Origin of the sequence: Luteipulveratus halotolerans, from assembly GCF_001247745.1 — a bacterium.
Lineage (GTDB): Bacteria > Actinomycetota > Actinomycetes > Actinomycetales > Dermatophilaceae > Luteipulveratus > Luteipulveratus halotolerans.
In genome coordinates, this window is the sequence record NZ_LAIR01000002.1 from 80,578 (window position 1) to 106,780 (window position 26,203).

Sequence of the window (26,203 nt, forward strand, 5' to 3'; positions counted from 1 at the left end):
CCTGCCGCGGCGCGCGCACCAGATCGCTCGCCGGATCACGCAGAAGGTGTTGACACGGCGGCGCTGATCGGCCGCTCAGCCGGCGTCGGAGGCCCGGGTCAGCCGCTGCCGGTGCGCCTCGTACAGCACGACCGTCGCGGCCGAGGCGGCGTTGAGCGACGACGCCGAGCCGGTCATCGGGATGCTGAGCACCCGGTCGCACGCCTCGCGCCAGGCGGCGGTCATGCCGCGCGTCTCGTTGCCGATGACGATCACGTCGCTGCCGGTGAGATCGGACTCGTGCGGTGTGGCGTCGCCGCCCTCGTCGGTGCCGAGTACGGCGACCCGCTCGCCCTTCGTACGCCGGTCGGTGACCCACGCGAGCACGTCGGCGTGCGAGTCGACGCGCACCGTCGGCACGGCGAAGAACGAACCCGTCGTGGCTCGAATGCACTTGCTGTCAAAGGGATCTGAGGCGTGACCGGTCACGATGAGTCCGCTGCCGCCGAGCGCGTCGATCGACCTGATCATGGTGCCGATGTTGCCCGGACTGCTCGGTCGGTCGAACACGAGCGTGGGCCCTGCGCCGGTCGGGATGCGGGCCAGGTCGTCCGGTGGCATCTCGACGACGGCCAGCATCTCGGGGGCGCCCTCGTCCTTCTCGGCCAGCTCGGCCAACAGCTCGGGCGCGAGCGCGAAGTGCGCGGCCGGCGTACTCGCGAGCAGGTCCTTGGCCCACTGCGACAGGCGGGCGCCGTCGGCGTACAGGAAGGAGCGGACCGTCCAGCCCTGCTCGACCGCGAGCGTGATCGGACGGACGCCCTGCACGATGAACTCACCGGCGCGGGTGCGCTTGGTGCGGTTGGTGAGGAGGGTCTGCCACTGCTGGAAGGTGGCGTTGCGCTTGCTGACCCGGGTCGACCGCATGATCGGCAGCCTAGATGTCAGGCACATCGCAGGTCCGCGCCGTAGCGTCGTTGCCCATGAGTCTGCGCACGCGTCGTACGCCGGTCGGGCCGCGGCCACAGCACGTCGGTCTGGTGATGGACGGCAACCGTCGATGGGCTCGGCTGGCGTCGCTCACGCCGCAGGCCGGCCATCGCGCCGGCGCCCGCCACATGCAGACCGTGCTCGGCTGGTGCGAGGACGAAGGCCTGGAGCACGTGACGATCTTCGTGGTCTCCGCGCTCAACCTCAGCCGCCGCGACAGCGATGAGGTCGCCAACCTGATGGAGCTGCTCGAGACCGTGATCGCCTCCTCGGTCGCCGGCTCCGACTGGCAGCTGCACGTCGCGGGCGACCTCGACCTGCTGCCCGGTACGACGGCGGCGGCGTTGCGGGAGGCGATGCGGTCGTCGTACGGCCGTGGCCGTCACCTGACGCTGGCGATTGGGTACGACTGGCAGGAGGAGGTCGCCCATGCGGCGCGGTCGGCGGTGGCCGAGGCGGGTTCGTGGGAGGCGGCGCTCGCACACCTGGACGAGGGGGCGATCGCGCGCGGGCTGCGCGGTGGGCCGTCCAAGGACATCGACCTGGTGATCCGGACCAGCGGTGAGCAGCGGCTCTCCGGGTTCTTCCCGTGGGAGACGACAGGGGCCGAGCTGTACTTCGTGGACGCGCTGTGGCCGGACTTCAGCCGGGACGATCTGCTGGCGGGGCTGGAGCACTACGCCGCCGCCCGCCGTCGGTCAGAACTGAGTTCTGGTGTTCTGACCGAGAAACAACCCGGTCAGAACACCAGAACTCAGTTCTGACGTGAGCTGCAGGCGGGCGCCGGCGACAGCGGGCAGCTCGCTGCGCGGTCAGTACGCCTCGCGGGGGAGCGCGATCCGGCGTACGCCGCCGAGCCGTCGGTGGAACCGGACGTGCTCGGCGCGGCCTTCGAGCACCTGCCACAGCCGGGCGTGCGCGGCCCACGGGAGCGGCTCGTCGCCGTGCTGCCACGAGCGCCCGAACCCGATCCACACCGCCACCCACTCGGCGGCGCAGTCCCAGGCGCCGCGGTGCTTCTCGAGCAGGTCGCGCCGGATCTGGAACGCCCGACGTGGGCCGTCCTCGCACACCGGCGCACCGTCCTCGCCGGCCGGTGCCGTGCGGACGGGCCACAGTCGCAGGTCGTGCGACATCAGCTCCAGCTCGAGGTCGGCCAGAGCGCACGGTTCGACCAGGACGGTCGCGACGTTCTCGTGCGGATCACGTCTCACCCGGGCACGCTAACCCCGCGCACCCGCTCCTGTCAGCGCCCTCGACGGCTCGGATCGAACTGCGTCTGATGCTCCTGACCGTGCTCGAGCTGCGTCGGGAACACCAGCCGCAGTACGAGCGCGGCAGCGGTCAGCCCCAGCGTGAGATCTCGTCGGCGATGCGGGCGGCGGCGTCGGTGAGTGGCCCGACCGCCGCCTCGACCACGTCGTCACCCATGCGCGGCAGCGGGCCGGAGACCGACAGGGCCAGCGGCTGCATCGAGGAGGGGACGGCGACGGCGACGCAGCGTACGCCGACCTCCTGCTCTCCCTCGTCGAGCGCGTAGCCGCGCTCGCGGATCGTCGCCAGCTCGGCCAGCAGCGTCGGCTCGTCCGTGAGCGTGTGAGGAGTGGCGGCAGGCATTCCGGTGCGAGCGAGCAGCGCATGCACGTCGGCCTCGGGCATCTGCGCCATCAGAGCCTTGCCGACGCCGGTGGAGTGCGGCAGCGCCCGGCGGCCGACCTCGGTGAACATGCGCATCGAGTTGCGCGACGCCATGACCTGGCCGACGTAGACGACCTGGTCACCGTCGAGCAGCGCGAGGTTGACCGACTCGCCGAGATCGTGGGCGAGGCGCTCCATCTGAGGGCGTGCCCACCGGCCGAGCATCCGTGACGACGTCTCGCCGAGCCGGATCAGGCGCGGGCCGAGGATGTACTGGCGCGAGGCCTCCTGGCGGACGTAACCGAGGTCGACGAGCGTGCGGACGAGCCGGTGGATCGTCGGCAGCGGGAGGTCGGTCTCGGTGGCCAGCTGCGACAACGTGACCGCTCCACCGGCGTCCGCCATCGCCTCCAGGACGGCGAACGCCCGCTCCAGGCTCTGGACGCCGCCCGTGCGCCGCTCACGACCGGTGTCGGTGCTCATCGCCGCGTCCCGTGCCGACCGCCGGTGAGAAACCAATCCCGCATCATGGAAGGCGACTGTAGTCAGCCGCCCTTCACCCGGTCGCCCGCGACCCACACGCCCGCGAGGTCTGCCGGGGTGCCGAGCGCGAACACCGTGGCGAGCGCGTCGTCGTCGGAGGCTGCGTGGCGCAGACCGACGTCGAGCGTCGAGCCGGCCGGCGGTCGTACCCACACCGCGTCGAACTGCTTGCCGACGGACAGGTCGCCGACCTGGTCGACGAGGCCCAGCGCGACGGCGCCGGCCGATGTCGCGAGGTGCAGCAGGTGTGCAGCAGTGAGCCGCAGGCCGGCGGGGCCGAGCAGCTGTTGGGCGAAGTACGCCTGCAGGCCCTCCTTGAGCAGTGACAGGCCGGTGCCGGCGCCGACGTCGGTGCCGAGCGCGACCCGGACGCCGCGCTCGACGTGCCTGCGCATCGGGAACAGGCCGCTGGCGAGAGCGGCGTTGCTGGTGGGGCAGTGCGCGACCGAGGCGCCCCGCGCGGCGAGGACGTCGAGCTCGGCATCGGTCGGGTGGACGTTGTGGGCGAGGACCGTACGCCGGTCGAGGAGTCCGTGCTGCTCGTACATCTCGACATAGCTGGTGCCGTCGAAAAGGTTTGCTATCTGGGCGATCTCGGCGTCGTTCTCGTTGACGTGGGAGGTGCACCAGACGCCGGGCGCGTCCTTGACGACCGACCCGCACGCGTCGAGCAGTGCGCTGGAGCACGACAGCGAGAAGCGCGGCGTGACGGCGTAGCGCAGCCGACCGGTGCCGTGCCAGCGTCGGGCGAGGGCGAGCGACTCGTCGTACGCACGCTCGGGCGTGGTCAGCAGCTCGTCGCGCAGGATGCGGTCGGACGTGACGAGGCCGGAGGTGATGCGCAGCCCGCGACGGTCGGCCCGCGAGAACAACGTGTCGACCGCGTCGGCGAAGTGCGCCCCGAACACCAGGGCGCTCGTCGTGCCGGCCTCGACCAGGCCGTCGAGGAAGTCGTCGGCCACACCGGCGGCGTACGCGGCGTCGGCCAGCCGGGCTTCCTCGGGGAGGGCCACGTGTTCGAGCCAGTCGAGCAGCGGCATGCCCAACGACCCGATGACCCGGACCTGGGGGAAGTGGACGTGCGTGTCGACGAATCCTGGGAGCAGCACACCGGACTCGAGGTGGACGACGTCGTCGTCGGGGTGCGCGGCAGCGGTCTCGGCGTAGGGTCCGCGGGCCACGATCACGCCGTGGCGTACGACGACCGCGGCGTCGCTCTCAGCGCGCAGTGTGCCGCCGGTGAACGGGTCGGCGGGCGTGTCGAGCACGGTGGCCCGGTAGAGGGTCATCGGGTGGCTTCCTGGGTGTCGGCGGCGGGCGTGGCCGTCGCGGGGGCGAGCGTGCGCAGCAGGTCGGCGGCGACGCCGACGGCGATGACGGCGGGCTCCTTGCCGGGCAGGTCGGGCAGGCCGATCGGGGTGGTGATGCGCTCGATGGCGGAGTCCGAATGTCCTTCAGCTGCAAGGCGTTTGCGGAATCGCGACCACTTGGCCGACGACCCGATGAGGCCGATCGTGCCGAGGTGACCGCAGCGCAGCGCGGCATCACAGATGGCGAGGTCCTCGGCGTGGTCGTGGGTCATGACGAGCACATGACAGCCGGGCGGCACCTCACCGAGCACGACCTCGGGCACGGGCGCCCGGTGGACTCGGACCGTGGCGACGGCGTCGTCGAGCGGTGCCAGCCGGGCGGGCTCCAGCTGGGCAGTGCGCGAGTCGACGAGGTGCAGGTCGAGGTCGTGCCGGGCGAGCACGCGGGCGAGCTCGAGGCCGACGTGGCCGACACCGAAGATCGCGACGGCGGGTCGTACGGCGAGGGGTTCGAGCAGGACCTGCACCTCGCCTCCGCAGCACTGGACGCCGTGCTGTGCGGGCGCCTTGTCGCTGAGGGAGAACGTGCGCTGCACGGGAGCGGCCGGACGGCCCGTGTCGAGCAGAGCACGCGCGTCGGCGACCGCGGACTCCTCGAGGTTGCCGCCACCGATGCTGTCGTAGACCTCGTCGGCGGTGACGACCATCTTGGCGCCGGCCGCGCGAGGGGCGTGACCGCGTACGGACGTCAGCGTGACGAGGACGGCCGGTCGGCGCTCCGCGCGCACCCGGGTGAGGGCCGCGAACCAGTCCACTTCACACCCCCGAACGGACGCCGTACTGGATGCGCTCGGAGTTGGGCAGCATCGGTGTGGCTTCGCTGCCCGGCTGGTCGGGGACGCGGCCGGGCGCACCCTCGACGACGTGGCCGTGCTCGTGCGCGGCGCGAGCCTGCTCGACCGCCCAGTAGACCGCCTCGGGCGTCGCGGGCGAGGCGAGGTCGACGCTGACGCCGGCCGGCCCGAACGCCGCCGCGGCCTCACGCAGGGCCTCGCGCACCGAGAACGCCAGCATCAGCGGCGGCTCGCCGACGGCCTTGGAGCCGTAGACCGCGCCCTCCTCGTGGGCCTTGTCGAGCAGGCTGACGTTGAAGACCTCAGGCATCTCGGACAGGCTCGGCAGCTTGTACGTGCTCGCGGCCTGGGTGGACAAACGCCCCCGGCGCGGACCGTCGGAGGTGTCCCAGCGCAGGTCCTCGAGCGTGAGCCACCCTGCGCCCTGGACGAATCCGCCCTCGATCTGCCCGATGTCGATGAGCGGTGAGAGCGAGTCGCCGACGTCGTGCACGATGTCGACGCGGCGCGTGCGGTAGGCGCCGGTGAACCCGTCGACCTCGACCTCGGTGGCTGCGACGCCGTACGCGAAGTACTTGAACGGCGTGCCCTGCATCGTCGAGGAGTCCCAGTGCAGGCCCTCGGTGCGGTAGTAGCCGGACGCGGACAGCTGGACGCGCTGGAAGTACGCGATGCGCACCAGCTCGTCCCAACCCATGTCGCCGGCCCCCAGCCCGGAGACCGTGCCGTCGTGGAACCGCACGTCAGCGGCGGGTACGCCGAGGCGACCGGCCGCGACGACGGCCAGTCGCTCGCGGATCTGCTCACAGGCGTTCTTGACGGCGCCGCCGTTGAGGTCGGCGCCCGAGCTCGCAGCCGTGGCAGAGGTGTTGGGCACCTTGTCGGTGCGCGTGGGCGCGAGCCGCACCTTCGACAGCGGCAGCCCCAGCGTGGTCGCGGCGACCTGCAGCATCTTGGTGTGCAGGCCCTGGCCCATCTCGGTGCCGCCGTGGTTGACCAGCACCGAGCCGTCCTTGTAGACGAGGACGAGGGCGCCCGCCTGGTTGAACGCCGTGAGGTTGAACGAGATGCCGAACTTCACCGGCGTCATCGCCAGCGCCCGCTTGGTGTGCTCGTGCGTGGCGTTGAACTCGGCGATCTCGGCGCGGCGACGCTCGACGTCGCCGCCGGCGAGCACCTGAGACCAGGTGGCGTCGAGACGGTCGGGGTGACGGACGAGCATGCCGTACGGCGTGTGCTGGCCCTCGGTGTAGAAGTTGCGTGACCGCAGCTCGAGCGGGTCGATGCCGAGCAGTGGCGCGCACCGGCCGAGGATGTCCTCGATCACGAACATGCCCTGGGGGCCGCCGAACCCGCGGAATGCGGTCTGAGATGTCTTGTGGGTCTTGGCGATTCGGCCGTTGACCCGCACGTCAGGGATCCAGTAGGCGTTGTCGATGTGGCACAGCGCCCGGGCGAGCACCGGCTCGCTCAGGTCGAGGCTCCACCCGCCGTCGGACGTGAGCGTGGCGTCGAGCGCTTCGAGCCGCCCGTCCTGCGAGAACCCGACGCGCCACTCGGCGTGGAAGCCGTGTCGCTTGCCACTCATGGTGATGTCCTGAGTTCGGTTGAGCCGCAGACGAACCGGCCGACCGGTGAGGGTGGCACCCAGCGCCGCGATGGCGGCGTAACCGTGGGGTTGCATCTCCTTGCCGCCGAAGCCGCCGCCCATGCGCAGGCACTGCACGGTCACCTCGTGAGCCGGCACGCCGAGGACGTGCGACACGATCTCCTGGGTCTCGCTGGGGTGCTGCGTGCTCGACTGCACGAACACCTGGCCGCCCTCGTCGACCTGGGCGAGCGAGGCGTGCGTCTCGAGGTAGAAGTGCTCCTGGCCGGCGAACTCGACCTCGCCCGTGAAGACGTGTGCGGCTCGGTCGAACCCGGAGTCGACGTCACCGCGCCGCACCGTCGGCTGAGCCCCCTGGAAGCTGCCGGCCGCGATGGCCTCGGTCACGCCGATGAGCGACGGCAGCGGCGCGTAGTCGACCTCGACCGCCTCGGCGCCGAGCCGCGCCTGCTCCAACGTCTCGCCGAGCACCCACGCGACCGGGTGGCCGACGTACATCACCTCGGTGGGGAACAACGGCTCGTCGTGCTTGACGCCGGCGTCGTTGACACCCGGGACGTCATCGGCGGTCAGGACGCGTACGACGCCGGGCACGTCGAGCGCGGGCGCGACGCCGAGCCGAGTGACGGTCGCGTGGGCGTGCTCGCCGCGTACGGGGTAGGCGTGCAGCACGCCATGCGTGCGGCCGACGAGGTCGTCGGTGTAGAGCGCCGTGCCCGTGACATGCAGGGCCGCGCTCTCGTGCGGGATCTCTTGTCCGACAACAGGATTGGCGGGCCGTTCGGAGAGCTGACTCATGCTGTCCGGCCTTCCGTCGTCGGGTTGTCGGAGTGGAGTCTGCGTAGCGCGGTGCCGAGCATGGCGCTGCGGTAGGCGGCGCTCGCTCGATGGTCGTCCATCGGGGTGCCCTCGCCGCGCATGACTGCTGCTGCGGCTGCAACGGTCTCGGCCGACCACGGCCGGCCCTCGAGAGCGGCCTCCGTCGCGGTCGCCCGGATCGGCGTCGCGGCCACGCCGCCCAGCCCGATGCGCGCCTTGCTCACGACGCCGCCGTCGGTCTGGATCGCGAACCCGACGGCCACGCTGGATATGTCGTCGAACCGGCGCTTGGCGATCTTGTGGAACGCCGTGATCTGACTGAGCGGCAACGGAACTCGCACCGATCGGATCAGCTCGCCCGGTCGGCGTACGGACTCGCGGTAGCCGGTGAAGTAGTCGGACACGGGGACGACACGATCGCCGTCGGGGGAGGTGAGCACCAGGTCCGCCTCGAGCGCGAGCAGTGCCGGCGGGGTGTCGCCGATGGGGGAGCCGGTGCCGAGGTTGCCGCCGATGGTCGCGCCGTTGCGGATCAGGCGTGATGCGAACTGGGGAAACAGGCTGTCCAGCAACGGAACTCGGCCGTCGAGACCACGCTCGACCTCACTCAGGGTGAGGGCGGCGCCGATCTCGACGACGTCGTCGCGCACGTGCAGCTCACGCAGCTCGGGCAGCCGGTCGATCACGACGACGAGGTCGGCGCGGGCACTGCGGATGTTGACCTCGACGCCCCAGTCGGTCGATCCGGCGAGTGCGACGGCGTCGGGGTTGTCGGCGAGCAGCCGCAGGGCCTCGTCGAGGTCAGCGGGTCGTACGAACGAGCGGTCGGCAGCCGTGTGCCGCAGGGGCTCGGCCGCGGGGGCCGGTCGAGACGTGCGCTCGGCCAACGGGTCGTCACCGGCGGCGTCACCGAGGGCGTACGCGGCGTCGCGGATCGGTCGGTAGCCGGTGCAGCGGCACAGGTTGCCGCTGAGCGCGTGCAGGTCGAAGCCGTTGGGGCCGTGCTCGTGGTCGCCGTCGTCGGCGGCGCCATCGGGAGAGGCTGCGGCCCGCGTACGGTCCGGGCGGTAGAACTCTGCGGCCATGCTGCAGACGAACCCGGGTGTGCAGTAGCCGCACTGAGATCCGCCGCGCACCGCCATCTCGCGCTGGACAGGGTGCAGGTCGTCGACGGTGCCGAGTCCCTCGGAGGTGACGACCTCCTGGCCGGCGTACGCCGCCGCGGGCACGAGACAAGCGTTGATCGCGGTCCAGCGTGACCGGTCGTCGCCGTCGGGTCGTACGACCATGACCGAGCACGCGCCGCACTCGCCCTCGGCGCAGCCCTCCTTGGCGCCGGTCAGGCCCTGGCCGCGCAACCAGTCGAGCAACGTGGTGTACGCCGGCGCCTCGCCGAGCGGTGTCGCGACGCCGTTGACGGTCAGCGAGACCGAGCCGTCGACGGTGCCGTTGCGCGGGGTGCTGCTCATGCCGACTCCTTCCGAAGCCCCGGCGGTACGTCGTCCGCGCGGTGGTGTGCGAAGGCATGGTTGGTGTCCGCTGGCTGAGCCCGTCCGGTTGGCCATGCGGAACGACCGGGCTCGCGATTCATCCGACTCTACGGGGTCAACAAACTGTTGAACAGCATTTCGGGGCAAGTCTCCCTCGCGGTGTACCGGGTCTCGATACGGCTCGCCCTGGGGGCTCGCCTACTCGACCGGCGGTGAGGGCTCGCCTACTCGACCGGCCCACCGCTGGTCGAGTAGCCCGGAGCGCTAGCGGAGGGCGTATCGAGACCAGGCGACGTACGGGGAGGGTCCCCCGTGCCGTCGCCCTGGTTTCGACACGGCCCTCGGCTGGCGCCTCGGGCCGGCTCAACCGGCGGTGGTGGGCTCAGCGGGCGTACCCGCGCAGGCCGACGTGCCGGTTGACGTCCTTGTAGAGCAGGTAACGGAACCGCCCGGGCCCACCGGCGTAGCAGGCCTGCGGGCAGAACGCGCGCAGCCACATGAAGTCGCCCTCTTGCACCTCGACCCAGTCCTTGTTGAGCAGGTAGACGGCCTTGCCCTCGAGCACGTAGAGCCCGTGCTCCATGACGTGCGTCTCGGGGAAGGGAATGGCCCCGCCAGGCTCGAACGTGACGATGTTGACGTGCATGTCGTGCCGCACGTCGGTGGGGTCGATGAACCGCTGCGTCTGCCACGCGCCGTCGGTGTCGGGCATGGGTACGCCGGCCACATCGGTCTCGTGGGTGACGAACGCCTCGGGCACCTCGACCCCGTCGACCTGCTCGTACGCCTTGCGGATCCAGTGGAAGGTCAGCGGCTCGTCACCGGCGCGGAGCGTCCACGTCGTGCCCGGCGGCAGGAACGCGTAGCTGCCGGCTCTGAGGTCGTGGCCCGCACCGTCGACCGTCAGCAGCCCGTCGCCCGCGACCACGAACAGCACGGCTTCGGCGGTCGGGTCGCCCTCAGGGCGGTCGCTGCCGCCGCCGGGCTGCACCTGCACGATGTACTGCGAGAACGTCTCGGCGAACCCGGACAGCGGGCGCGCGATCACCCAGAGCCGGGTGAGGTCCCAGAACGGCAGGTTGCTGGTGACGATGTCGGTCATGGTGCCGCGCGGCAGCACGGCGTAGGACGTCGTGAACACCGCCCGGTCGGTCGTGAGCTGCGTCTGAGGCGGGAGCCCGCCGGCGGGCGCGTAGTAAGGGTGGTCGGTCATGAGAGTCCTCCCAGGGGTCGGGTCAGGAGCCGGCCGCGTGGCTCGGCGTCGAGGTCGACGGGGTGTCCGTGCAGCCAGGTGCGGCGTACGACGCCCCGCAGGGTGACTCCGTCGTACGCCGACACGGGGTTCTTGTGGAGCAGGTCGCCGACGGTGACGGTCACCTCGGCCTCGGGTGCGAACGCGACGAGGTCGGCCGACGCTCCGACGGCGATGCGGCCCTTGGTCTCATCGAGCCCGGTCTGCCGGGCCGGCCCTTCGGCCATCCAGCGGACGACGTCGGGGAGGCCGAGCCCGCGCTCGCGGGCGCCGGTCCAGACGGCGGGCAGAGCGAGCTGCACCGAGGCGATACCACCCCACGCCGTGGCGAAGTCGTCGGTCTTGAGGTCGGCCGTGCTCGGGCTGTGGTCGCTGACGACGCAGTCGATCGTGCCGTCGGCGAGGGCTTGCCACAGCCGAGAACGGTTGGCATCGCTGCGGATCGGCGGACAGCACTTGTGTGCCGTCGACCCGTCGCGGATGAGCTCGGCGGTGAACGTGAGGTAGTGCGGGCAGGTCTCGACCGTGAGCGGCAGGCCCTCGGCCTTGGCCTCGCGGATGAGTGGCAGCGCCTCGGCCGACGACAGGTGCAGGATGTGCGCACATGCCCCGGTCTCGCGCATCGTGTCGATGACGAGCCGAATCGCGTTGACCTCACTGAGATCCGGGCGTGAGGCGACGAAGTCGGAGTAGTGAGGACCGGGCACGTGCGGGGCCGCATCGATCTCGTCGGCGCGCTCGGCGTGCACGATCATCAGCGCGCCGATCAGGGCGGTGCGACGCAGGTCGTCGCGCAGCTCGTCCGGTGCGAGCGGCGGGAACTCGGGCACGCCCGAGTCAATGAGGAAGCACTTGAACCCGAACACGCCCTCGTCGTGCAGCGGCAGCAGGTCGTCGATGTTGCCGGGCACGGCTCCGCCCCAGAAGCCGACGTCGACGTAGGCCTGGTCGACGGCCACCGCACGCTTGGCCTGCAGCCCGGCGACCGTCGTCGTCGGCGGGATGCTGTTGAGCGGCATGTCGATCAGCGTGGTCACGCCGCCGGCCGCTGCTGCTCGGGTAGCGCTCGCGAAACCCTCCCACTCGGTGCGGCCGGGCTCGTTGACGTGCACGTGGCTGTCGACGAGGCCGGGCAGCAGCACCTCGTCGTCGGCGAGGTGGACGACGTCCGGGCCGGTCGGCGCGAGGCCGGACGTGTCGACGGCGACGATCTCGCCGTCGCGCACCGTGACGGTCACGGGTGTCTCACGTCCGTCGACGACGGCGCGGGCGGCGTGGACGACCAGGTCAGCCGGCATGGGCGGGGTCTCCTTCGAGGTGATCGGTCATCAGCTGCACACCGATGGTCTCCAGCAGCGGCGCCGGCCGGGCCATCGCCTCGTCGGCGCTCGCGAGGTCGGTGAGGGCGTACGCCGCCGCGAACCCGGCCGCGCGCACCTCGGCTCGCGGGAGGGCGAGACGCCCGGCGGCGACGACGACGCGTACGCCGGCGGCACCTGCGAGGCGCGCGACCGCGACCGGCGCCTTGCCGCGCAACGACTGTGCGTCGAGCGAGCCCTCACCGGTGACGACCAGATCAGCCGCCTCGATCGCGGCGCGCAGCCCCGTGACCTCGGCGATCAGCTCGGTGCCCGGGCGCACGCTCGCACCGAGCACGGCCACCAGCCCGAAGCCGACTCCGCCTGCGGCACCCGCACCGGGTTGCGAGCGGCGGTCGACGCCGGTCGCGCGGGCGACGACGTCGGCCCACCGGTTGAGCGCAGCGTCGAGCTCGCCGACCTCGTCGGGGGACGCGCCCTTCTGCGGGCCGTAGACCTGCGCGGCGCCGTGGCGGCCGGCGAGCGGGTTGTCGACGTCGCTCGCCACGACCAGCTCGATCTCGCCGAGCCGTGGGTGGAGTGCGCTGAGGTCGAGATCGGTGACGTCGGCGAGCCCGCCGCCACCGGGGCGTACGGGCGCGCCGTCCCGGCCCAGCACGCGCGCACCGAGTGCGGTCAGCAGCCCGGCGCCGCCGTCCGTGCCCGCGCTGCCGCCGATGCCGACCACGACCCGACGGCAGCCGGCGTCGAGCGCGGCCGCGATCAGCTCGCCCGTGCCGGCGCTGCTCGCGGTCATCGGCGCGGGCCGGCCGTCGGGCAGTCGGCTCAGCCCGGACGCGTCGGCGAGCTCGACGACGGCATCGTCGCCGCGGCGGGCGTACGCCGACTCGACGGGTGCCCCCGTCGGGCCGGACACCGTGACCGGCACCCGCTCGAACCCGGCCGCGACGACCGCCGCCAACGTGCCGTCACCGCCGTCCGCGACGGGCACGGTGACCGTGGTCGCGGACGGTGCGGCACGGCGTACGCCGACGGCCAGCGCGTCCGCGACCTGGGCCGCGGTCAGGGTGCCCTTGAACTTGTCGGGCGCGAGCAGCACGTGGGTCATCGGCATCGGTCCAGGTGGGCGAGGACGGCGGTCGGGGCGTCGAGCGCGGAGCCTGCGAGCTCCTCGAACTCGGCGACGTCGTCGATGGACGTGCCCATCGACACGTTGGTGACGCGCTCGAGGACGACCTCGACCACGACGGGCACCTGGTGCTCGGCCATCAGCTTTTGCGCCTCCTCGAGCGCGGGCGCGATGTCGTCGGGGTCGAGCACCCGAATCGCCTTGCACCCCAAGCCTTCTGCGACGCGCACGTGGTCGACGCCATAACCGTTGACCTCCGGCGAGTTGATGTTGTCGTACGACAGCTGCACGCAGTAGTCCATGTCGAAGCCGCGCTGGGCCTGCCTGATGAGGCCCAGGTAGGCATTGTTGACCAGGACGTGCACGTAGGGAATGGCGAACTGCGCCCCGACGGCCAGCTCTTCGAGCATGAACTGGAAGTCGTAGTCGCCCGACAGTGCCACGACGAGCGCGCCCGGCTCGGCGACCGCGACACCGAGCGCGGCCGGTACGGTCCAGCCGAGTGGGCCGGCCTGGCCGGCGTTGATCCAGTGACGCGGGCCGTAGACGTGCAGCAGCTGCGCCGCCTGGATCTGTGACAGGCCGATCGTGCTGACGTAGCGCACGTCGCGGCCGAAGACGCGGTTCATCTCCTGGTAGACGCGCTGCGGCTTGATCGGCGTCACGTCGAAGCTCGTGCGCCGCCACATCGTGGCCTTGCGCTCACGGCGTGCACCGGCCCAGGCGGACCGGTCGGGGAGTGCTCCCGTCGTACGCCGGTCGCGCGCCTCGGCGACGAACAGCTCCAGTGCTGCTCGCGCGTCGGACACGATGCTGTAGTCGGGCGCGAAGACCCTTCCGATCTGGGTGGGTTCGATGTCGACGTGCACGAAGGTGCGGCCCGCGGTGTAGGTCTCGACGTCGCCGGTGTGACGGTTGGCCCAGCGGTTGCCGATGCCGAGCACGAAGTCGGACGCCAGCAGGGTGGCGTTGCCGTAGCGATGGCTCGTCTGCAGCCCGACCATGCCCGCGTTGAGCGGGTGGGCGTCGGGGATCGAGCCCCAGCCCATCAGCGTGGGCACGACCGGCACGCCGGTGACGTCGGCGAGCTCGACGAGCAGCTCGCTGGCGTCGGCGTTGATGACGCCACCGCCCGCGACGATCAGCGGGCGCTCGGCCTGCGCGAGCAGGTCCATCGCCTTGGCGATCTGCGCGCGAGTGGCGGCCGGACGGTGGACCGGCAACGGCTGGTACGTGTCGATGTCGAACTCGATCTCGGCCATCTGCACGTCGATCGGCAGGTCGATCAGCACCGGCCCGGGGCGACCCGACCGCATCAGGTGGAACGCCTGCTGGAACGTGCCCGGCACCTGCGCCGGCTCCATGACCGTGACGGCCATCTTGGTGAGCGGCGCCGCGATCGCAGCGATGTCGACCGCCTGGAAGTCCTCCTTGTGCAGCTTGTTGACCGGTGCCTGCCCGGTGATCGCGAGGATCGGCACCGAGTCGGCGCTCGCGGCGTACAGGCCGGTGATGATGTCGGTGCCGGCCGGGCCGCTGGTGCCGATGCAGACGCCGATGTTGCCGGGCGCGGCGCGGGTGTAGCCGTCGGCCATGTGCGACGCGCCCTCGACGTGGCGGGCGAGCACGTGGCGCAGACGACCGTCGGTCTCCATCGCCTTGTAGAACGGGTTGATCGCGGCGCCCGGCAGACCGAACAGCGTGCTGACGCCTTCTCGGTGCAGGATCTGCACGGCCGCCTGCGCGGCTGTCATACGAGTCATGGTGTGGCTCCTACGGATTCGCGAGTCAGCCGAGGCTGCGACCCGACAGGCGGCGTACGCCGCGCAGCAGGGCCGAGTGGTCGAGGTCGCCGTCGCCGTTGGCACGGGCAGCGGCCATCAGCTGAGCGAGGGCACCACCGAGGGGTACGACGACGCCGGCCTCGCGGGCGGCGCTCGTGACGATGCCGAGGTCCTTGTGGTGCAGGTCGATCCGGAAGCCGGGCGTGAAGTCGCCGCTGGTCATGTTGCCGCGCTTCTGCTCCAGGACAGCCGAGCCGGCCAGGCCGCCGCCGAGCACGTCGAGGGCGGCGGTGAGGTCGACGTCGTACGCCTCGAGGAAGACGACCGCCTCGGCGAGCGCCTCGATGTTGGCGGCGACGATGAGCTGGTTGGCGGCCTTGACGGTCTGACCGGCGCCGTTGCTGCCGACGTGGACGACCGTCCTGCCGACGAGGTCGAAGATCGGGCACGCCTCGGCGAAGTCGGCCTCCGAGCCCCCGACCATGATCGACAGAGCGCCGTTGAGCGCGCCGGCCTCACCGCCTGAGACGGGAGCGTCGAGGAGGCGAATCCCCTTGTGCTGTGCGGCTTTTGCCAGGTCGACGGTGACGTCGGGGCGGATGCTGGAGAAGTCGATGACCAGGGTGCCGGGCTTGGCGTGGGCGAAGACGCCGTGCTCGCCGAGCAGGACGTCCTGCACGTCGGGGCTGTCGGGCACCATCACGGCGACCACCTCGGCACCGTCGACGGCGTCGGCGATGGTCGGGGCGGCGGCGCCGGCGTCGACGAGCGGCTGGGTGCGCGAGGGGTCGAGGTTGTGGCCGGTCACCTGGTGGCCTCCCTGCTGGAGGTGGACCGCCATGGGGCTGCCCATGATGCCGAGGCCGATGAACGCGATGCGGGTCATGTCGTGGCTCCTTCGGTGGTGGACGCGGGGTCAGGCGGCCGAGCGGCGGGCGGTCGGCAGCCAGCGCAGGCTGGTGGTGGTGTCGGTGGTCGGCGTGTACTCCAGGCCGACCCAGTCGCGGTATCCCGACGCCTCGAGCGCCGCGAGCAGATCGGCGACCGGCAGATCGCCCGACCGGGTTCGCCCCGGCCGGGGGAGTCGGCGAGCTGGACGTGCGCGATGCGGTCGGCGTACGTGCTGATCGCGCGCGGGACGTCGTCGCCGTTGGTGGCGAGATGGTAGAGATCGCAGAGCAGCCCGACGTTGGGGTGGTCGTCGGCGCGGGCCCGGTCGACGACGCGGACGGCGTCGGCCGCCGTACGCAGCGGGTAGGGCCTGGGGCCGCTGACCGGTTCGACGAAGATCGTGGCGCCGATCGTGGCGGCATGGTCGGCGGCAAGGGCGATGTGCTCGGCGGCGAGCTCGTCCTGCTGCTGCGGATCGACGCCGTCGACGCGGCAGCCGTAGAGCGCGGTGAACCCGCGGACGCCGAGCCGGCGGCCGATCTCGACGGCCACGGGCAGGTTGTCGCGGAACTCGTTGCTACGGCTCGGGATCGACAGCACTCCGGCGTCGGCGCCGGCGAGGTCGCCGCCGAAGACGTTGAGCCCGACGAGCCGGACTCCGGCGCGTTGGACCGCGAGCACGAACGACTCGACGTCGCCGTCGGACGGGACCGGGCGGTCGGGCCAGGGCCACCAGCACTCGATGGCGTCGAAGCCGGCGTTGCGTGCGGCAGCCGGTCGGTCGAGGAAGGGCACCTCGGTGAACAGCATCGAGATGTTGGCCAGGAACGGGAGGTCGTGGTCGACCATGATCGCGATCCTTTCGGGATGCGGAATGAGAATTTCGCTGTGTGCCCGGGCAGGCGTCGGCCCGGTCGGACGACAGGTCTCACGACCCGTGGAGAGGTGCGGCCGGGGTCAGCTGCCCCGATAGGTGGAGTAGCCGTACGCGTTGAGCAGCACGGGCACGTGGAAGTGGGCGTCGGCGTCGTCGACGGTGAAGACGACGACCACCTCGGGGTAGAAGGTGCGCTTGCCCTGAGCCGCGAAGTAGGGCGCCGTCGCGAACCGCAGGCGGTAGTCGCCGGCGTCGAGGGTCTCGGGGCCGAGCGTGGACACCCGGCCGTCGGCATCGGTCTCGCCGCTCCAGATCGGTTGTCCTGCAACGGTTTCGAGCGTGACACCGACGCCGGAGGCCGGTCGGCCGAGGCCGGTGTCGAGCACGTGGGTGCTGAGCGTGGTCATCAGGTGGCCTCCTGGGTCACGGCGTCGGGCGCGGCAGCCTGCTGCAGCCGCAGGAGGGCGATCTCGCGCAGCTGGGTGACCGTCTCGTCGCGCTCGGTGCGGTCGTCGTTGGACAGGCGTCGGTGCAGCTCGGACAGGATCTCGGGGGCGGTGCGGCCGGCGGCGCGGATGAGGAACACCCGGTCGAACCGTCGTTCGTACGCGGCGTTGCCCTCGGCGAGAGCCCGCGCCACCGCGGGGTCGTCACGGTCGACGCCGGACTGCTCGCGGGCGCTGTGAGCGGCCTCGTGCCGGGGCCCGCTCGCCCGTTCGCCGATGCGCGGGTGGCCGGCGAGCGCAGTCTCCAGCTCGTCGTCGGACAGGTGCGCGGCGGCGGACTCGGCAGTGGATCGCAGCGCCGGCCAGTCGGCGTACGGGCGGCCTTGCGCGACCGTCGAGATCCAGCGCTCGACGGGGAGGCAGGAGCGGAGCAGGCGCTCGGCCTCGGACGCCGGCAGCTCGTTGAAGTCGTGAACGCTCATGACCCCTCGGCGAATCTCGTGCGGGCGGAATGGATCGGGTTGGCGTCGGCGACCAGGTCGTCGAACCGGTGGCCGGCGATGTTGGCGATCTCGACCAGAGCAGCAGCGTGCTCCTGCGAGGGCGCGTTGTCGAGGCGCTCCCAGCCGGTACGCAGCACCTGGTCGAAGGAGTCGCGGTCGCGGACGCAGGTGACGAGTGGGAACCCGAACCGGCTGCGGTAGAGCGATGTGAGCTCGGCGAGCTCTTCGTGTGCGCGGTCGTCGAGGCGGGTGAGGCCCAGCGTCGACTGGTCGCGCAGGGAGTCCTCGCCGGCCTCGCCGTCGGCGACGCTGTCGGCGCCGAGGTCGGGGTAGGAGTCGATGAGGCGCTCCTGCTCGTCGTCGTCGAGGGTGTAGAACGCTTCCTGGAACGCGCGGCGCAGGTCGCGGGTGTCGCTGAACGGCCGCGAGTCGAACGCTCGCTCGGCGACATGGCTGGACCCCTGGAACAGGCCGCCGAACGTCTCGACGAACTGCTCGCGCGACATGGCGTTGACCTCGCTCAGGCGGATCAGCGCTCCGGGCGACCCGGCGACGGCGGGGCCGCGGTGGGAGCCGACGTGGTGGAACAGCACGTTGAGGACGATCGCGGTGATCGAGCCGAGCGTGATGCCCGAGCCGAGGATGATCTCGGCCCAGTCAGGGACGGCCTTGGACACCTCGGGCTGGGCCGTGACGTACATCGCGAGACCGACCGAGGTGGCGACGATGACGACATTGCGGTGGTCGTGGAAGTCGACCCGCGAGAGGGTCTGGAAGCCGACGACGGCGACGGTGGCGAACATCGCGAGGGCGGCTCCGCCGAGCACCGGGTGGGGGATCCCGGCGACGACCGCTCCGGCCTTGGGTACGAGCCCGAGCAGGATCATGAACCCGCCGGCGGCCGCGACGACCCAGCGGCTCTTGATGCGGGTGAGACGCACCAGGCCGACGTTCTCGGCGAAGCAGGTGTAGGGGAAGGAGTTGAGGCCGCCGCCGATGACGGTGGCCAGGCCGTCGGCGCGCAGCGCTCGCGCGACGTCCTCCTTGCCGACCCGCTTCTCGACGATCTCGCCGGTCGCGAACACGTCGCCGGTGGTCTCGACGGCCGTGATGAGCATGACGACGACCATCGAGATGATCGCGGCGACCGAGAACGTCGGCCAGCCGAAGTAGAACGGCGTGGTCACCCCCGCCCACTGTGCCTCGCCGACCGAGTCGAAGTGCGCGTCGCCGAGCATCCAGGCCACGCCCGTGCCGACGACCAGGCCGACGAGCACGGCGACGGTCGCCATGAAGCCCTTGAAGATCCGCTGGATCACGACGATCAGCGCGAGCGTGCCGAGGGCGTAGGCCATGTAGCGCCCGCTGTCGGGGTGCAGGGTCGGGCCGGCGCCTCCCACGGCGTCCGCGGCCGCGACCGGCAGCAGGGCGAGACCGATGATCGTGATGACCGTGCCCGTCACGACCGGCGGGAAGAACCGGAGCAGCTTGCTGAAGTAGGGCGCGAGGAAGAACGTGAACAGGCCCGCGACGATGACCGCTCCGTAGATCGTGAGCAGCCCGTCGGTGCCACCGCCGGCAGCGGTGCCGATGGCGATCATCGGCGAGACGGCCGTGAAGGTCACGCCCTGCAGCAGCGGCAGCCGTACGCCGACCTTCCAGAAGCCGACCGACTGGATGATCGAGGCGATGCCGCAGGTGAACAGGTCGGCGTTGATGAGGTGGATGAGCTGCTGGTCGCTCAGTCCGATGCCGTTGGCGAGCAGGATCGGGACGATCACGGCTCCGGCGTAGAACGCGAGGACGTGCTGGATGCCGTAGACCGCGAGCTTGCGCGGCGGCAGGACCTCGTCGACCGGGTGCGTGGTCGTACGTCGAGGCGGTGCTGTCAGGCCTGCGGACATCGGGAACCTCCGTGGTGCGGCCGGACGAAAAGGGTTGGGACTCAGCAGAATCCGGGCGTCGCGAGCCACGCCGTGCCGGGATCCGACGCGCCGTCGCGCTCGACGCAGGCCTCGATCAGGCCGTACGGGCGGTCGGCGGCGTGGAAGACCTCGCCGGGGTTGTCGATGCCGAAGCGGTCGAGGTCGTAGAGGAAGTGGTGCTTGTTGGGGGCGGAGAACCGGATCTCGGCGACTTCGGGCCGGTGGTCGAGCACGGCGCTGCCCATCGCGTACAGCGACTCCTGCAGCGCCCGGCTGTACGTCGTCGCGAACGTCGCGAGCAGCGTCGCCCGGATCTCGTCGAAGGTCGTGTTCCACTCGACGTCGGTGCCGTCGTAGCGCCACCGCGCGACCAGGGACGTGGCGAGGATGCGGTCGTCCGCCTCGGGGAGCGTCGTGAACTCGTCCTTGAGGAAGCCCTTGAACTCCGAGCCGGTCGACTTGAGCACGACCAGGTCCTTGACCCCCGACACGACATGGGTCTGCCCGTCGCGCTCCTGGGTGACGATCGTCGTACGCGTGCCGTCGCCTCGGCGGACGAACGCGTGGTCGTGCGGTCGGCCGTCGACGGTGATGCGGTCCCAGGCGTACTCATCGACCTCGACCCGGCTCGACGTCGCGGCGGGCGACGCCTCCAGCAGACGGGCTCCCAGGGCCAGCGCGTAGTCCTCGACCGAGCTCACACCGTGCTTCCTGGCCCAGGCGAACGCGGTGTTCTTCTGCGTGTCGGTGGGCAGGACGCCGGCCTGGTCACCGGTCGTGTGCGCCGCGGTGAAGTCGCCGCGCAGGGCCGTCGACACGTTGAGGTCGCGGATCTCGTGGCGGTCGGTGTCGCGGTAGATGCGGACGACGCGGTTCTCCGCCTTGCCGTACTGGTTGGAGCCGAGGTGATGAGCCATGGAACAGGCCTCTCATGATCCGGAATCACGTTTCCGATGAACGGAAGCGATCGCTGGTATCCGGCGAGCGTAAAGCGGCCCGCGACATAGCGTCAACAGTTTGTTGAAAACTGCTCGCGGGCCGGCCAACCGCTGGTTGAGCCGAACGGAGCGCTAGCGGAGTTCGTGTCGAAACCTGGTGACGCGCAGGGAGACCCGCTCAGGAGGACTCGCGCATCCGGTTGAGGTAGTTGTAGATCGTGAACCGCGACAGGTTCATCGCCTCGGCGACCGTCTCGGCCGAGCGGCGCATCTCGAACGCCCCACGCTCCTCCAGCAGGCGTACGGCGTGCTGCTTCTGGGCGCGCGGCAACGACGACAGCGGGGCGCCGAGCTCGGTCTCGACCGACTGGATCAGCCGCGACAGCCCGTCCGACAGGTCGTGCTCGGCAGCGGGCACGCGCACGTGAATCGTGCTGCCGTCAAAGGTGATCGGCACGTCGTCGGGCTGGGGGTCGCTGACGACGACACCACCGACGCGTTCGAGCAGCTCGGACAGTGCGTCCTCGAGTCGGGACGACGACTCACTCATCGTCGGCCCGCTCCACCTGGACGCTGACGCGCGCAGCACCGGCCTCGAACGCCGCGCTGGTCACGTCGCGCAGCACGGCCGCCACTGCGGACACGTCGCCGGAGGCTGACGTTCCGAGAGGGCCGAGGTCGGGGGTCAGGCCGGCGGCCGTGAACGCGTCGGCGACGGCCACCACATGGGGCGGCAGCGGCCCCTCCCCGTGGAAGGGCTCGGTCGTGACCTCGCATCGCACGCGCATGGGCCCCACGCTATCCGCGCCGTCACCCCCACCGAAACGACCCGCTCCTTGCGAGACGACCCGCCGATCTGCGGGTCGTCTCGCAAAGGGCGGGTCGTTTCGGAGCCTCAGCGCGACGGTGTACGCAGGGCGAGGCGGTCGATGCTCGGGCGGTCGAGCCCGGTGAGGGCAGCGACCTCGGCGTCGTCCGTGGCGCCGCAGTCGAGCGCGCGGACCACGAAGTCGGCCAACGCCCGTGCCGTCGCCGGCTCGTCGAGGATCGCCGAGTCCTGTTGCGACACATAGTTTTTCAGGCGATCACACGCAGCAGCAAGCCCCTCGCGGTAGAACGCGAACGTCGCCAGGTAGCGCGTCGGCAGCTGACCTGCGTGCAGGTCCCAGCCCTGGTAATAACCCCGCTCGAGCGACCGGCGTACGAGCCGTGCGTGCAGCCTGCGCGCCTCGCGTGCCTGCGCGGCATCGCCGACCGGGAGGACGTTGGTCGACCCGTCGGACAGTCGTACGCCGGTGCCGGCCGCCGCGACCTGCATGACGGCCTTCGCGTGGTCGGCCGCTGGATGCTCCATGCTCTGCTGGGCGGCCGCGATACCGCACGACGCGGAGTAGTCGTACGTGCCGTAGTGCAGGGCGGTGCAGCGACCGGCCGAGGCGTGGATCATCGGGGCGACGAGCGCACGTCCGTCGGGCCCGAGGATCGCCTGAGGCGTCTCGACCTGGATCTCGAACTGCACTGCGCCAGAACGGATCTGGAGCTCCGACTCGATCGCCGCCGCGGCGTCGACCATCGCCTCGACCTGCTCGACCGACGTGACCTTGGGCAGGGTCACGACGAACCCGTCCGGCAGCCGACCGTCATGGGTGATCGCCGACAGGAACCGCACCAGCGTGCGTACGCCGCGGGCTCGGCTCGGCGCCTCGAAGCTCTTGAACCGGATGCCGGTGTACGGCGGTGCGGTCCCGTCGTCGATCGCCCGCACCAGCTCGGCCGCGGCGGCATCGACGGCCGCGTCCTCGTCGGCGTCCGACCGCGCGCCGAAGCCGTCCTCGAAGTCGATGCGCAGGTCCTCGACCGGCTCGGTCGCCAGCTTGTGGCGGGTGCGCTCGGTGACGTCGGCGGCGACGTCGGCGGGCAGGTCGATCTCGGCGGCGATGTCGGTCGACTCCAGCGCGGCGAGAGCGAAGGCGCCCCACTCGTGGGCGAGGGTCGCCGAGAACCGGTCGGCGGGCACGTACACCGTGTGCACCGGCTGGCGGTCGGGCCGGGGTCCGGGGTAGCGGCGGGCCAGGTCGGCGTCGGCCTGTGCGAGTCGCTCGTCGAGGGTAGCCGTCAGATCGGAGATCAACATTCTGTTGAAGTTACATCTCTTCGTGCGTGTTGGGGTCGCCATCGAACAGACGACCGTCGGGGCGGCCGAGCGCGGTGATCGCGGCGACCTCCGCCTCGGACAGCTCGAACCCGAAGATGTCGAGGTTCTGCCGCTGCCGCTCGGGCGTCGCCGACTTCGGGATGGGCAGGCTGCCGATCTGGTGGTGCCAGCGCAGGATCACCTGTCCGGGCGTCACGCCGTGCGCGGCTGCCGCGTCGGCCACCGGCGGCTCACCGAACGGCGCCTGGCGCTTGCCCATCGGGCTCCACGCGACGGTCTGGATGCCGAGCCGCTCGTGCACCTCGCGCATCTGCTGCTGCGGGAAGTAGGGGTGCAGCTCGATCTGGTTGACCGCGGGCGTCACACCGGACTCGTCGATGATGCGCTGCAGGTGCTCCTCGGTGAAGTTGGAGACGCCGATCGCCTTCACCTCGCCGTCGGCGCGGGCGTCGACCAGCGCCCGCCACGCCTCGGCGTACAGGCCGACGCTCGGGTTGGGCCAGTGGATGAGGTGCAGGTCGATGGAGTCGACGCCGAGCTTCTCGAGCGAGCCGCGGATCGAGGCGCGCGCCTCGTCGTACGCGTGGTGGCGGCCGGGGATCTTGGTGGCGACCTGGATCTGCTCGCGCGGGATGCCGGATCGTCGGATCGCCTCGCCGACGGCCTGCTCGTTGTCGTAGTTGACCGCCGTGTCGAGCAGTCGGTAGCCCGCCTCGAGCGCGCTCACGATGGCGCTCACGCCCTCGGCGGCCTTCAGCGGATAGGTGCCGAAACCGATCGCGGGCAGGGACGAGCCGTCGTTGAGCGCTGTGGTGGGGGTAGCCATGGGCTCCAACGTACGGCCGCCGGCCCGCCGTCCGAAAGGCCCGCCGGCACCCCGCGGGTCCGCCTTCGTTGGTCGAGCAGGCGAGCGCCCCAGCGCGAGCCGTAGCGAGACCCGGTGCCGCACGGGAGAGTTCCATCGAGGTCGGGCTGTCGGGCGAGGAGTGGTTCGGCGCGCGCTGTGCACTGGTTCGCGTGGTGAACCACGCGCTCGCATGGCTCACCTGGCGAACCAGTGCACAGTGCTCCACCACCCGTGTTGCCCGGTCGACGCGCACGATCCCGCGGGAGGAATGGGCGACCGCCTTCGCTGGTCGAGGAGGCGACCTCACCACACCCGTTGGTCGAGTAGGCGAGCGCCCCGGCGCGAGCCGTATCGAGACCCGGTGCGGCGCGGGGAGGGTCGTCCGTTCGCGGTCGCGGTGGTCTCGATACGGGCTCGGCCAGCGCCTCGCCCTCCTCGACCAGCGGGGGTCGGCTCAGCGCAGCCGGAACGTCGCGCGGTACGCCGTGGGCGAGACGCCGACGGCGCGCTGGAAGTGCCGGCGCAGCGTGGTCGCAGTACCCATGCCACAGCTGTCGGCGATCTGGTCGACCGAGGCGTCGGTGCGTTCGAGCAGCTCCTGGGCACGCGCGATGCGTTGCTGGTGCAACCAGTCGAGCGGCCCGGTCTGCAGCTCGGCGTGCATGCGGCGTGCCAGCTGCCGGGTGCTCAGTCCGGCGCGCGACGCGAGGTCGCCGACCGTGAGCGGCTGGTCGAGGCGGCCGCGCGCCCACTCCAGCGTCGGCGCGAGACCGTCCTGCGTACGCGGCCCGGCGGGGGCCGTGATGAACTGCGCCTGGCCGCCCTGGCGGTGGCCCGGTACGACGAGCCGACGCGCGATCCCGTTGGCGGCCACGACGCCGAAATCGTTGCGTACCAGGTGAATACACAGGTCGAGGGCTGCCGACTTGCCCGCCGAGGTGAGCACGTCGCCCTCGTCTGCGTGGAGCACGTCGGCACGCACCTCGATCCGTGGGTAGCGCTCGGCGAGAGCGTCGGCGTGCATCCAGTGCGTGGTCGCACGCCGGTCGTCGAGCAGGCCGGCCGCGGCGAGCAGGAACGCTCCCGTGCACAACGACGCGATCCGTGACCCGCGTGCGTGCGCGGCCACCAGCGCTGCGCTCAGCGTCGGATCGCCCTCGCCGTCGAGGTCGTCCGTGGATGAGACGACGACGGCGTCCACGTCACTGAGCCCGTCGTACGCCGTCGTCGGCAGGTCGGGCAACCACCGGTGCGGGGTGCCGTCGGCTGTGCAGACGACGAGGTCGTACCAGGTGCCGTCGGAGGAGAGGTCGGAGCGGTCGACGCCGAACACCTCGGCGGCGATCGCGGACTCGTAGAGCATGGCCGAGTCGTGCATGACCAGCGCGATCCGAGGCATGTCCGAAAGTGTACGGCCGGCGTCGTTTCCGACGCTCGCGCATGCTCCGGCGCCCGACCAGAGTTGAGGACATGAGCAACGAACGAGTCCTGATCTACGGCGCCGCCGGCCACACCGGGCGCTTCGTCACCGACGAGCTGCTGTCCCGCGGTATCGAGCCGGTCCTCGCCGGTCGCAACGCCGCACGCCTCGACGCCCTGCCGTACGAGCACCTGGAGCGTCGCGCGGTGTCCCTCGACGACACGGACGCCCTGCACGCGGCCCTGGCCGACGTCGCGGTGGTGGTCAACGTCGCCGGCCCGTTCCTCGACACGGCCCTGAGCCTGTCGCGTGCTGCGGTCGCCGCCGGCGCCCACTACCTCGACGTCACCGCCGAGCAGCCGGCTGTCCAGCTGCTGCACGACGAGGTCGACGCGGCCGCGCGGGCGGTCGGAGTGACCGTCGTCCCGGCGATGGCGTTCTACGGCGGCCTGGCCGACCTCCTCGCGACCGCAGCGCTCGCGGCTGAGACCGACGCCGACGAGGTCGAGGTCGCGATCGGTCTGGACCGCTGGTGGCCGACCGAGGGCACCCGCATCACGGGCGAGCGCAACACGGCCGTCCGGCAGCTGATCCGCGGCGGCGAGCTCTCGCCCCTGCCCAACCCGGCACCGGTGAGTCGGTGGTCGTTCGCCGAACCGATCGGCGACCAGGAGGTCGTTCAGCTGCCGTTCTCGGAGACGATCACGATGCACAGCCACCTGCAGGTGGGCGAGCTGACGTCGTACCTCAACACCGCACCCCTGAACGAGCTGCGCGACGAGAGCACGCCCGCGCCGAGCGCCGCGGACGACTCGGGCCGGTCGAGCCAGCGGTTCGTGGTCGACGTCGTCGTCCGGCGGGGGCAGCAGGTCCGGCGCATCACCGCCTCGGGTCGCGACATCTACGCGTTCACCGCGCCGATCATCGGCGAGGGCGTCGCTCGTCTGCTCGACGGGCGCCACCACGGCGAGGGCGCACTCGCGCCGGGCAAGGCGTTCGACGCCCGCGACCTGCTCGAGGCACTCGAGCGGTCGACGGACGCCTTCGCCGTGAGCGAGCACGAGGCGGCCGCGCTCAGCGCTTCGTGAGCGGCCGTACGCCGCCGGTCACCTCGACGCGCTGAGAACCGGCGCGAGGGGGCACTTCTCAGGGGCGAGGAGAGCGTGCGTCGCCGAGATGTGACGCGAGTGAGCGGTTCTCAGAATGCGTGCGGCTCCTGCCGCAGACGCGAGAAGGCCGCGGTCACGAGGACCGGGGCCTTCTTCACACTGTCTCAACACAGCGTGCACCCGTAGGGATTCGAACCCCAAACCTTCTGATCCGTAGTCCGATTCGCAGTGTGGCACAGTCGCGCGAGGGCGCGTCCTGCCTTGGTCGACGATCCGCAGTGGGGTGCTGTCGCGGGCCTCCGTGCGGACCGGTTGCTGTCACAACTGCTGTCAGAGCGGCGGGCAACCGAGCTCGTCGAAGAGGTTCGAAGGAGAA

General features: G+C 71.3%; 24 protein-coding genes. 2 read left to right on the forward strand and 22 right to left on the reverse strand.

The window, feature by feature from the left end; all coding sequences use genetic code 11:
• Positions 1-75: 75 nt before the first annotated feature.
• The gene (locus tag VV01_RS00790) at positions 76-906 is read right to left on the reverse strand and encodes a TrmH family RNA methyltransferase (RefSeq protein WP_050668225.1); all 831 of its coding nucleotides are present in this window, start codon (positions 904-906) and stop codon (positions 76-78) included.
• A 56-nt stretch (positions 907-962) separates the two neighbouring features.
• On the opposite strand from VV01_RS00790, the gene uppS reads away from it, so the two are divergent.
• Positions 963-1,733, forward strand: a complete 771-nt coding sequence (gene uppS / locus VV01_RS00795) for a polyprenyl diphosphate synthase (RefSeq protein WP_071606240.1) — start codon at positions 963-965, stop codon at positions 1,731-1,733.
• Positions 1,734-1,781: 48 nt separating this feature from the next.
• On the opposite strand, the gene VV01_RS00800 is transcribed toward uppS, so the two are convergent.
• The 21 genes from VV01_RS00800 to VV01_RS00900 form a co-directional block, all read right to left on the reverse strand.
• Positions 1,782-2,183 carry a hypothetical protein gene (locus VV01_RS00800; protein WP_050668226.1) on the reverse strand — a complete coding sequence of 134 codons (402 nt, stop codon included), beginning with the start codon at positions 2,181-2,183 and terminating at the stop codon, positions 1,782-1,784.
• A gap of 130 nt (positions 2,184-2,313) precedes the next feature.
• On the reverse strand, positions 2,314-3,090 hold the full coding sequence (locus VV01_RS00805; protein ID WP_050668227.1) for an IclR family transcriptional regulator: 777 nt from the start codon (positions 3,088-3,090) through the stop codon (positions 2,314-2,316).
• 62 nt (positions 3,091-3,152) lie between these two features.
• Entirely contained in the window at positions 3,153-4,439 is a 1,287-nt protein-coding gene (guaD, locus tag VV01_RS00810) for a guanine deaminase (protein WP_050668228.1), read from the reverse strand.
• Positions 4,436-5,275 carry a xanthine dehydrogenase accessory protein XdhC gene (gene xdhC, locus VV01_RS00815; RefSeq protein ID WP_050668229.1) on the reverse strand — a complete coding sequence of 280 codons (840 nt, stop codon included), beginning with the start codon at positions 5,273-5,275 and terminating at the stop codon, positions 4,436-4,438. Before xdhC ends, guaD begins: the two co-directional genes overlap by 4 nt.
• A 1-nt stretch (position 5,276) precedes the next feature.
• Positions 5,277-7,721, reverse strand: a complete 2,445-nt coding sequence (gene xdhB / locus VV01_RS00820; RefSeq protein ID WP_050668230.1) for a xanthine dehydrogenase molybdopterin binding subunit — start codon at positions 7,719-7,721, stop codon at positions 5,277-5,279.
• Positions 7,718-9,211, reverse strand: a complete 1,494-nt coding sequence (locus tag VV01_RS00825) for a xanthine dehydrogenase small subunit (RefSeq protein ID WP_050668231.1) — start codon at positions 9,209-9,211, stop codon at positions 7,718-7,720. The genes xdhB and VV01_RS00825 overlap by 4 nt, the downstream gene beginning before the upstream one ends.
• A gap of 403 nt (positions 9,212-9,614) precedes the next feature.
• Entirely contained in the window at positions 9,615-10,445 is an 831-nt protein-coding gene (locus VV01_RS00830) for a bifunctional allantoicase/(S)-ureidoglycine aminohydrolase (RefSeq protein WP_050668232.1), read from the reverse strand.
• A complete protein-coding gene (gene allB / locus VV01_RS00835) occupies positions 10,442-11,782 on the reverse strand; it encodes an allantoinase AllB (protein WP_050668233.1) in 1,341 nt (446 codons plus the stop codon). The genes VV01_RS00830 and allB overlap by 4 nt, the downstream gene beginning before the upstream one ends.
• A complete protein-coding gene (locus VV01_RS00840) occupies positions 11,772-12,917 on the reverse strand; it encodes a glycerate kinase (protein ID WP_231635123.1) in 1,146 nt (381 codons plus the stop codon). Before VV01_RS00840 ends, allB begins: the two co-directional genes overlap by 11 nt.
• Positions 12,908-14,695 (reverse strand): glyoxylate carboligase, encoded by a 1,788-nt coding sequence (gene gcl, locus VV01_RS00845; RefSeq protein WP_050668234.1) that lies wholly within the window; start codon positions 14,693-14,695, stop codon positions 12,908-12,910. Before gcl ends, VV01_RS00840 begins: the two co-directional genes overlap by 10 nt.
• Positions 14,696-14,720: 25 nt before the next feature.
• On the reverse strand, positions 14,721-15,602 hold the full coding sequence (locus tag VV01_RS00850) for a 2-hydroxy-3-oxopropionate reductase (protein ID WP_050668235.1): 882 nt from the start codon (positions 15,600-15,602) through the stop codon (positions 14,721-14,723).
• Entirely contained in the window at positions 15,599-16,456 is an 858-nt protein-coding gene (locus VV01_RS00855; RefSeq protein WP_197274963.1) for a hydroxypyruvate isomerase family protein, read from the reverse strand. The genes VV01_RS00850 and VV01_RS00855 overlap by 4 nt, the downstream gene beginning before the upstream one ends.
• Before the next feature lie 108 nt (positions 16,457-16,564).
• Complete coding sequence (uraH, locus tag VV01_RS00860; RefSeq protein ID WP_050668236.1) at positions 16,565-16,891, reverse strand: hydroxyisourate hydrolase; 327 nt, start codon at positions 16,889-16,891, stop codon at positions 16,565-16,567.
• On the reverse strand, positions 16,891-17,412 hold the full coding sequence (gene uraD, locus VV01_RS00865; protein ID WP_050668237.1) for a 2-oxo-4-hydroxy-4-carboxy-5-ureidoimidazoline decarboxylase: 522 nt from the start codon (positions 17,410-17,412) through the stop codon (positions 16,891-16,893). The genes uraH and uraD (VV01_RS00865) overlap by 1 nt, the downstream gene beginning before the upstream one ends.
• Positions 17,409-19,337, reverse strand: coding sequence for a 2-oxo-4-hydroxy-4-carboxy-5-ureidoimidazoline decarboxylase (gene uraD / locus VV01_RS00870; RefSeq protein ID WP_050668238.1), 1,929 nt, complete (start codon positions 19,335-19,337; stop codon positions 17,409-17,411). Before uraD (VV01_RS00870) ends, uraD (VV01_RS00865) begins: the two co-directional genes overlap by 4 nt.
• A gap of 41 nt (positions 19,338-19,378) precedes the next feature.
• Entirely contained in the window at positions 19,379-20,275 is an 897-nt protein-coding gene (gene pucL, locus VV01_RS00875; protein WP_050668239.1) for a factor-independent urate hydroxylase, read from the reverse strand.
• Positions 20,276-20,474: 199 nt separating this feature from the next.
• Positions 20,475-20,846 (reverse strand): helix-turn-helix domain-containing protein, encoded by a 372-nt coding sequence (locus tag VV01_RS00880; protein WP_050668240.1) that lies wholly within the window; start codon positions 20,844-20,846, stop codon positions 20,475-20,477.
• Positions 20,839-21,084, reverse strand: coding sequence for a thiamine-binding protein (locus VV01_RS00885; RefSeq protein WP_050668241.1), 246 nt, complete (start codon positions 21,082-21,084; stop codon positions 20,839-20,841). Before VV01_RS00885 ends, VV01_RS00880 begins: the two co-directional genes overlap by 8 nt.
• Before the next feature lie 107 nt (positions 21,085-21,191).
• On the reverse strand, positions 21,192-22,430 hold the full coding sequence (locus tag VV01_RS00890) for a DUF6986 family protein (RefSeq protein ID WP_050668242.1): 1,239 nt from the start codon (positions 22,428-22,430) through the stop codon (positions 21,192-21,194).
• A gap of 10 nt (positions 22,431-22,440) precedes the next feature.
• The gene (locus tag VV01_RS00895) at positions 22,441-23,277 is read right to left on the reverse strand and encodes an aldo/keto reductase (protein ID WP_050668243.1); all 837 of its coding nucleotides are present in this window, start codon (positions 23,275-23,277) and stop codon (positions 22,441-22,443) included.
• A 475-nt stretch (positions 23,278-23,752) separates the two neighbouring features.
• Entirely contained in the window at positions 23,753-24,697 is a 945-nt protein-coding gene (locus VV01_RS00900) for a helix-turn-helix domain-containing protein (protein ID WP_050668244.1), read from the reverse strand.
• A gap of 71 nt (positions 24,698-24,768) precedes the next feature.
• Here VV01_RS00900 and VV01_RS00905 point away from each other — a divergent pair, with 71 nt between their 5' ends.
• On the forward strand, positions 24,769-25,806 hold the full coding sequence (locus VV01_RS00905; RefSeq protein WP_071606241.1) for a saccharopine dehydrogenase NADP-binding domain-containing protein: 1,038 nt from the start codon (positions 24,769-24,771) through the stop codon (positions 25,804-25,806).
• The last annotated feature ends 397 nt before the right edge of the window (positions 25,807-26,203 follow it).

Coding starts and splice junctions, on each gene's coding strand:
- VV01_RS00790 (WP_050668225.1), bottom strand. CDS start 906: ATGCGGTCGACCCGGGTCAGCAAGCGCAACGCCACCTTCCAGCAGTGG.
- VV01_RS00885 (WP_050668241.1), bottom strand. CDS start 21,084: ATGCGCGTGCGATGCGAGGTCACGACCGAGCCCTTCCACGGGGAGGGG.
- VV01_RS00855 (WP_197274963.1), bottom strand. CDS start 16,456: ATGGTCGACCACGACCTCCCGTTCCTGGCCAACATCTCGATGCTGTTC.
- xdhB (WP_050668230.1), bottom strand. CDS start 7,721: ATGAGTCAGCTCTCCGAACGGCCCGCCAATCCTGTTGTCGGACAAGAG.
- VV01_RS00890 (WP_050668242.1), bottom strand. CDS start 22,430: ATGTTGATCTCCGATCTGACGGCTACCCTCGACGAGCGACTCGCACAG.
- uppS (WP_071606240.1), top strand. CDS start 963: ATGAGTCTGCGCACGCGTCGTACGCCGGTCGGGCCGCGGCCACAGCAC.
- uraD (WP_050668238.1), bottom strand. CDS start 19,337: ATGTCCGCAGGCCTGACAGCACCGCCTCGACGTACGACCACGCACCCG.
- VV01_RS00905 (WP_071606241.1), top strand. CDS start 24,769: ATGAGCAACGAACGAGTCCTGATCTACGGCGCCGCCGGCCACACCGGG.
- gcl (WP_050668234.1), bottom strand. CDS start 14,695: ATGACTCGTATGACAGCCGCGCAGGCGGCCGTGCAGATCCTGCACCGA.
- pucL (WP_050668239.1), bottom strand. CDS start 20,275: ATGGCTCATCACCTCGGCTCCAACCAGTACGGCAAGGCGGAGAACCGC.
- VV01_RS00825 (WP_050668231.1), bottom strand. CDS start 9,211: ATGAGCAGCACCCCGCGCAACGGCACCGTCGACGGCTCGGTCTCGCTG.
- VV01_RS00830 (WP_050668232.1), bottom strand. CDS start 10,445: ATGACCGACCACCCTTACTACGCGCCCGCCGGCGGGCTCCCGCCTCAG.
- VV01_RS00900 (WP_050668244.1), bottom strand. CDS start 24,697: ATGCCTCGGATCGCGCTGGTCATGCACGACTCGGCCATGCTCTACGAG.
- uraD (WP_050668237.1), bottom strand. CDS start 17,412: ATGAGCGTTCACGACTTCAACGAGCTGCCGGCGTCCGAGGCCGAGCGC.
- VV01_RS00880 (WP_050668240.1), bottom strand. CDS start 20,846: ATGAGTGAGTCGTCGTCCCGACTCGAGGACGCACTGTCCGAGCTGCTC.
- VV01_RS00850 (WP_050668235.1), bottom strand. CDS start 15,602: ATGACCCGCATCGCGTTCATCGGCCTCGGCATCATGGGCAGCCCCATG.
- VV01_RS00840 (WP_231635123.1), bottom strand. CDS start 12,917: ATGCCGATGACCCACGTGCTGCTCGCGCCCGACAAGTTCAAGGGCACC.
- guaD (WP_050668228.1), bottom strand. CDS start 4,439: ATGACCCTCTACCGGGCCACCGTGCTCGACACGCCCGCCGACCCGTTC.
- VV01_RS00805 (WP_050668227.1), bottom strand. CDS start 3,090: ATGAGCACCGACACCGGTCGTGAGCGGCGCACGGGCGGCGTCCAGAGC.
- uraH (WP_050668236.1), bottom strand. CDS start 16,891: ATGACCACGCTCAGCACCCACGTGCTCGACACCGGCCTCGGCCGACCG.
- VV01_RS00895 (WP_050668243.1), bottom strand. CDS start 23,277: ATGGCTACCCCCACCACAGCGCTCAACGACGGCTCGTCCCTGCCCGCG.
- allB (WP_050668233.1), bottom strand. CDS start 11,782: ATGCCGGCTGACCTGGTCGTCCACGCCGCCCGCGCCGTCGTCGACGGA.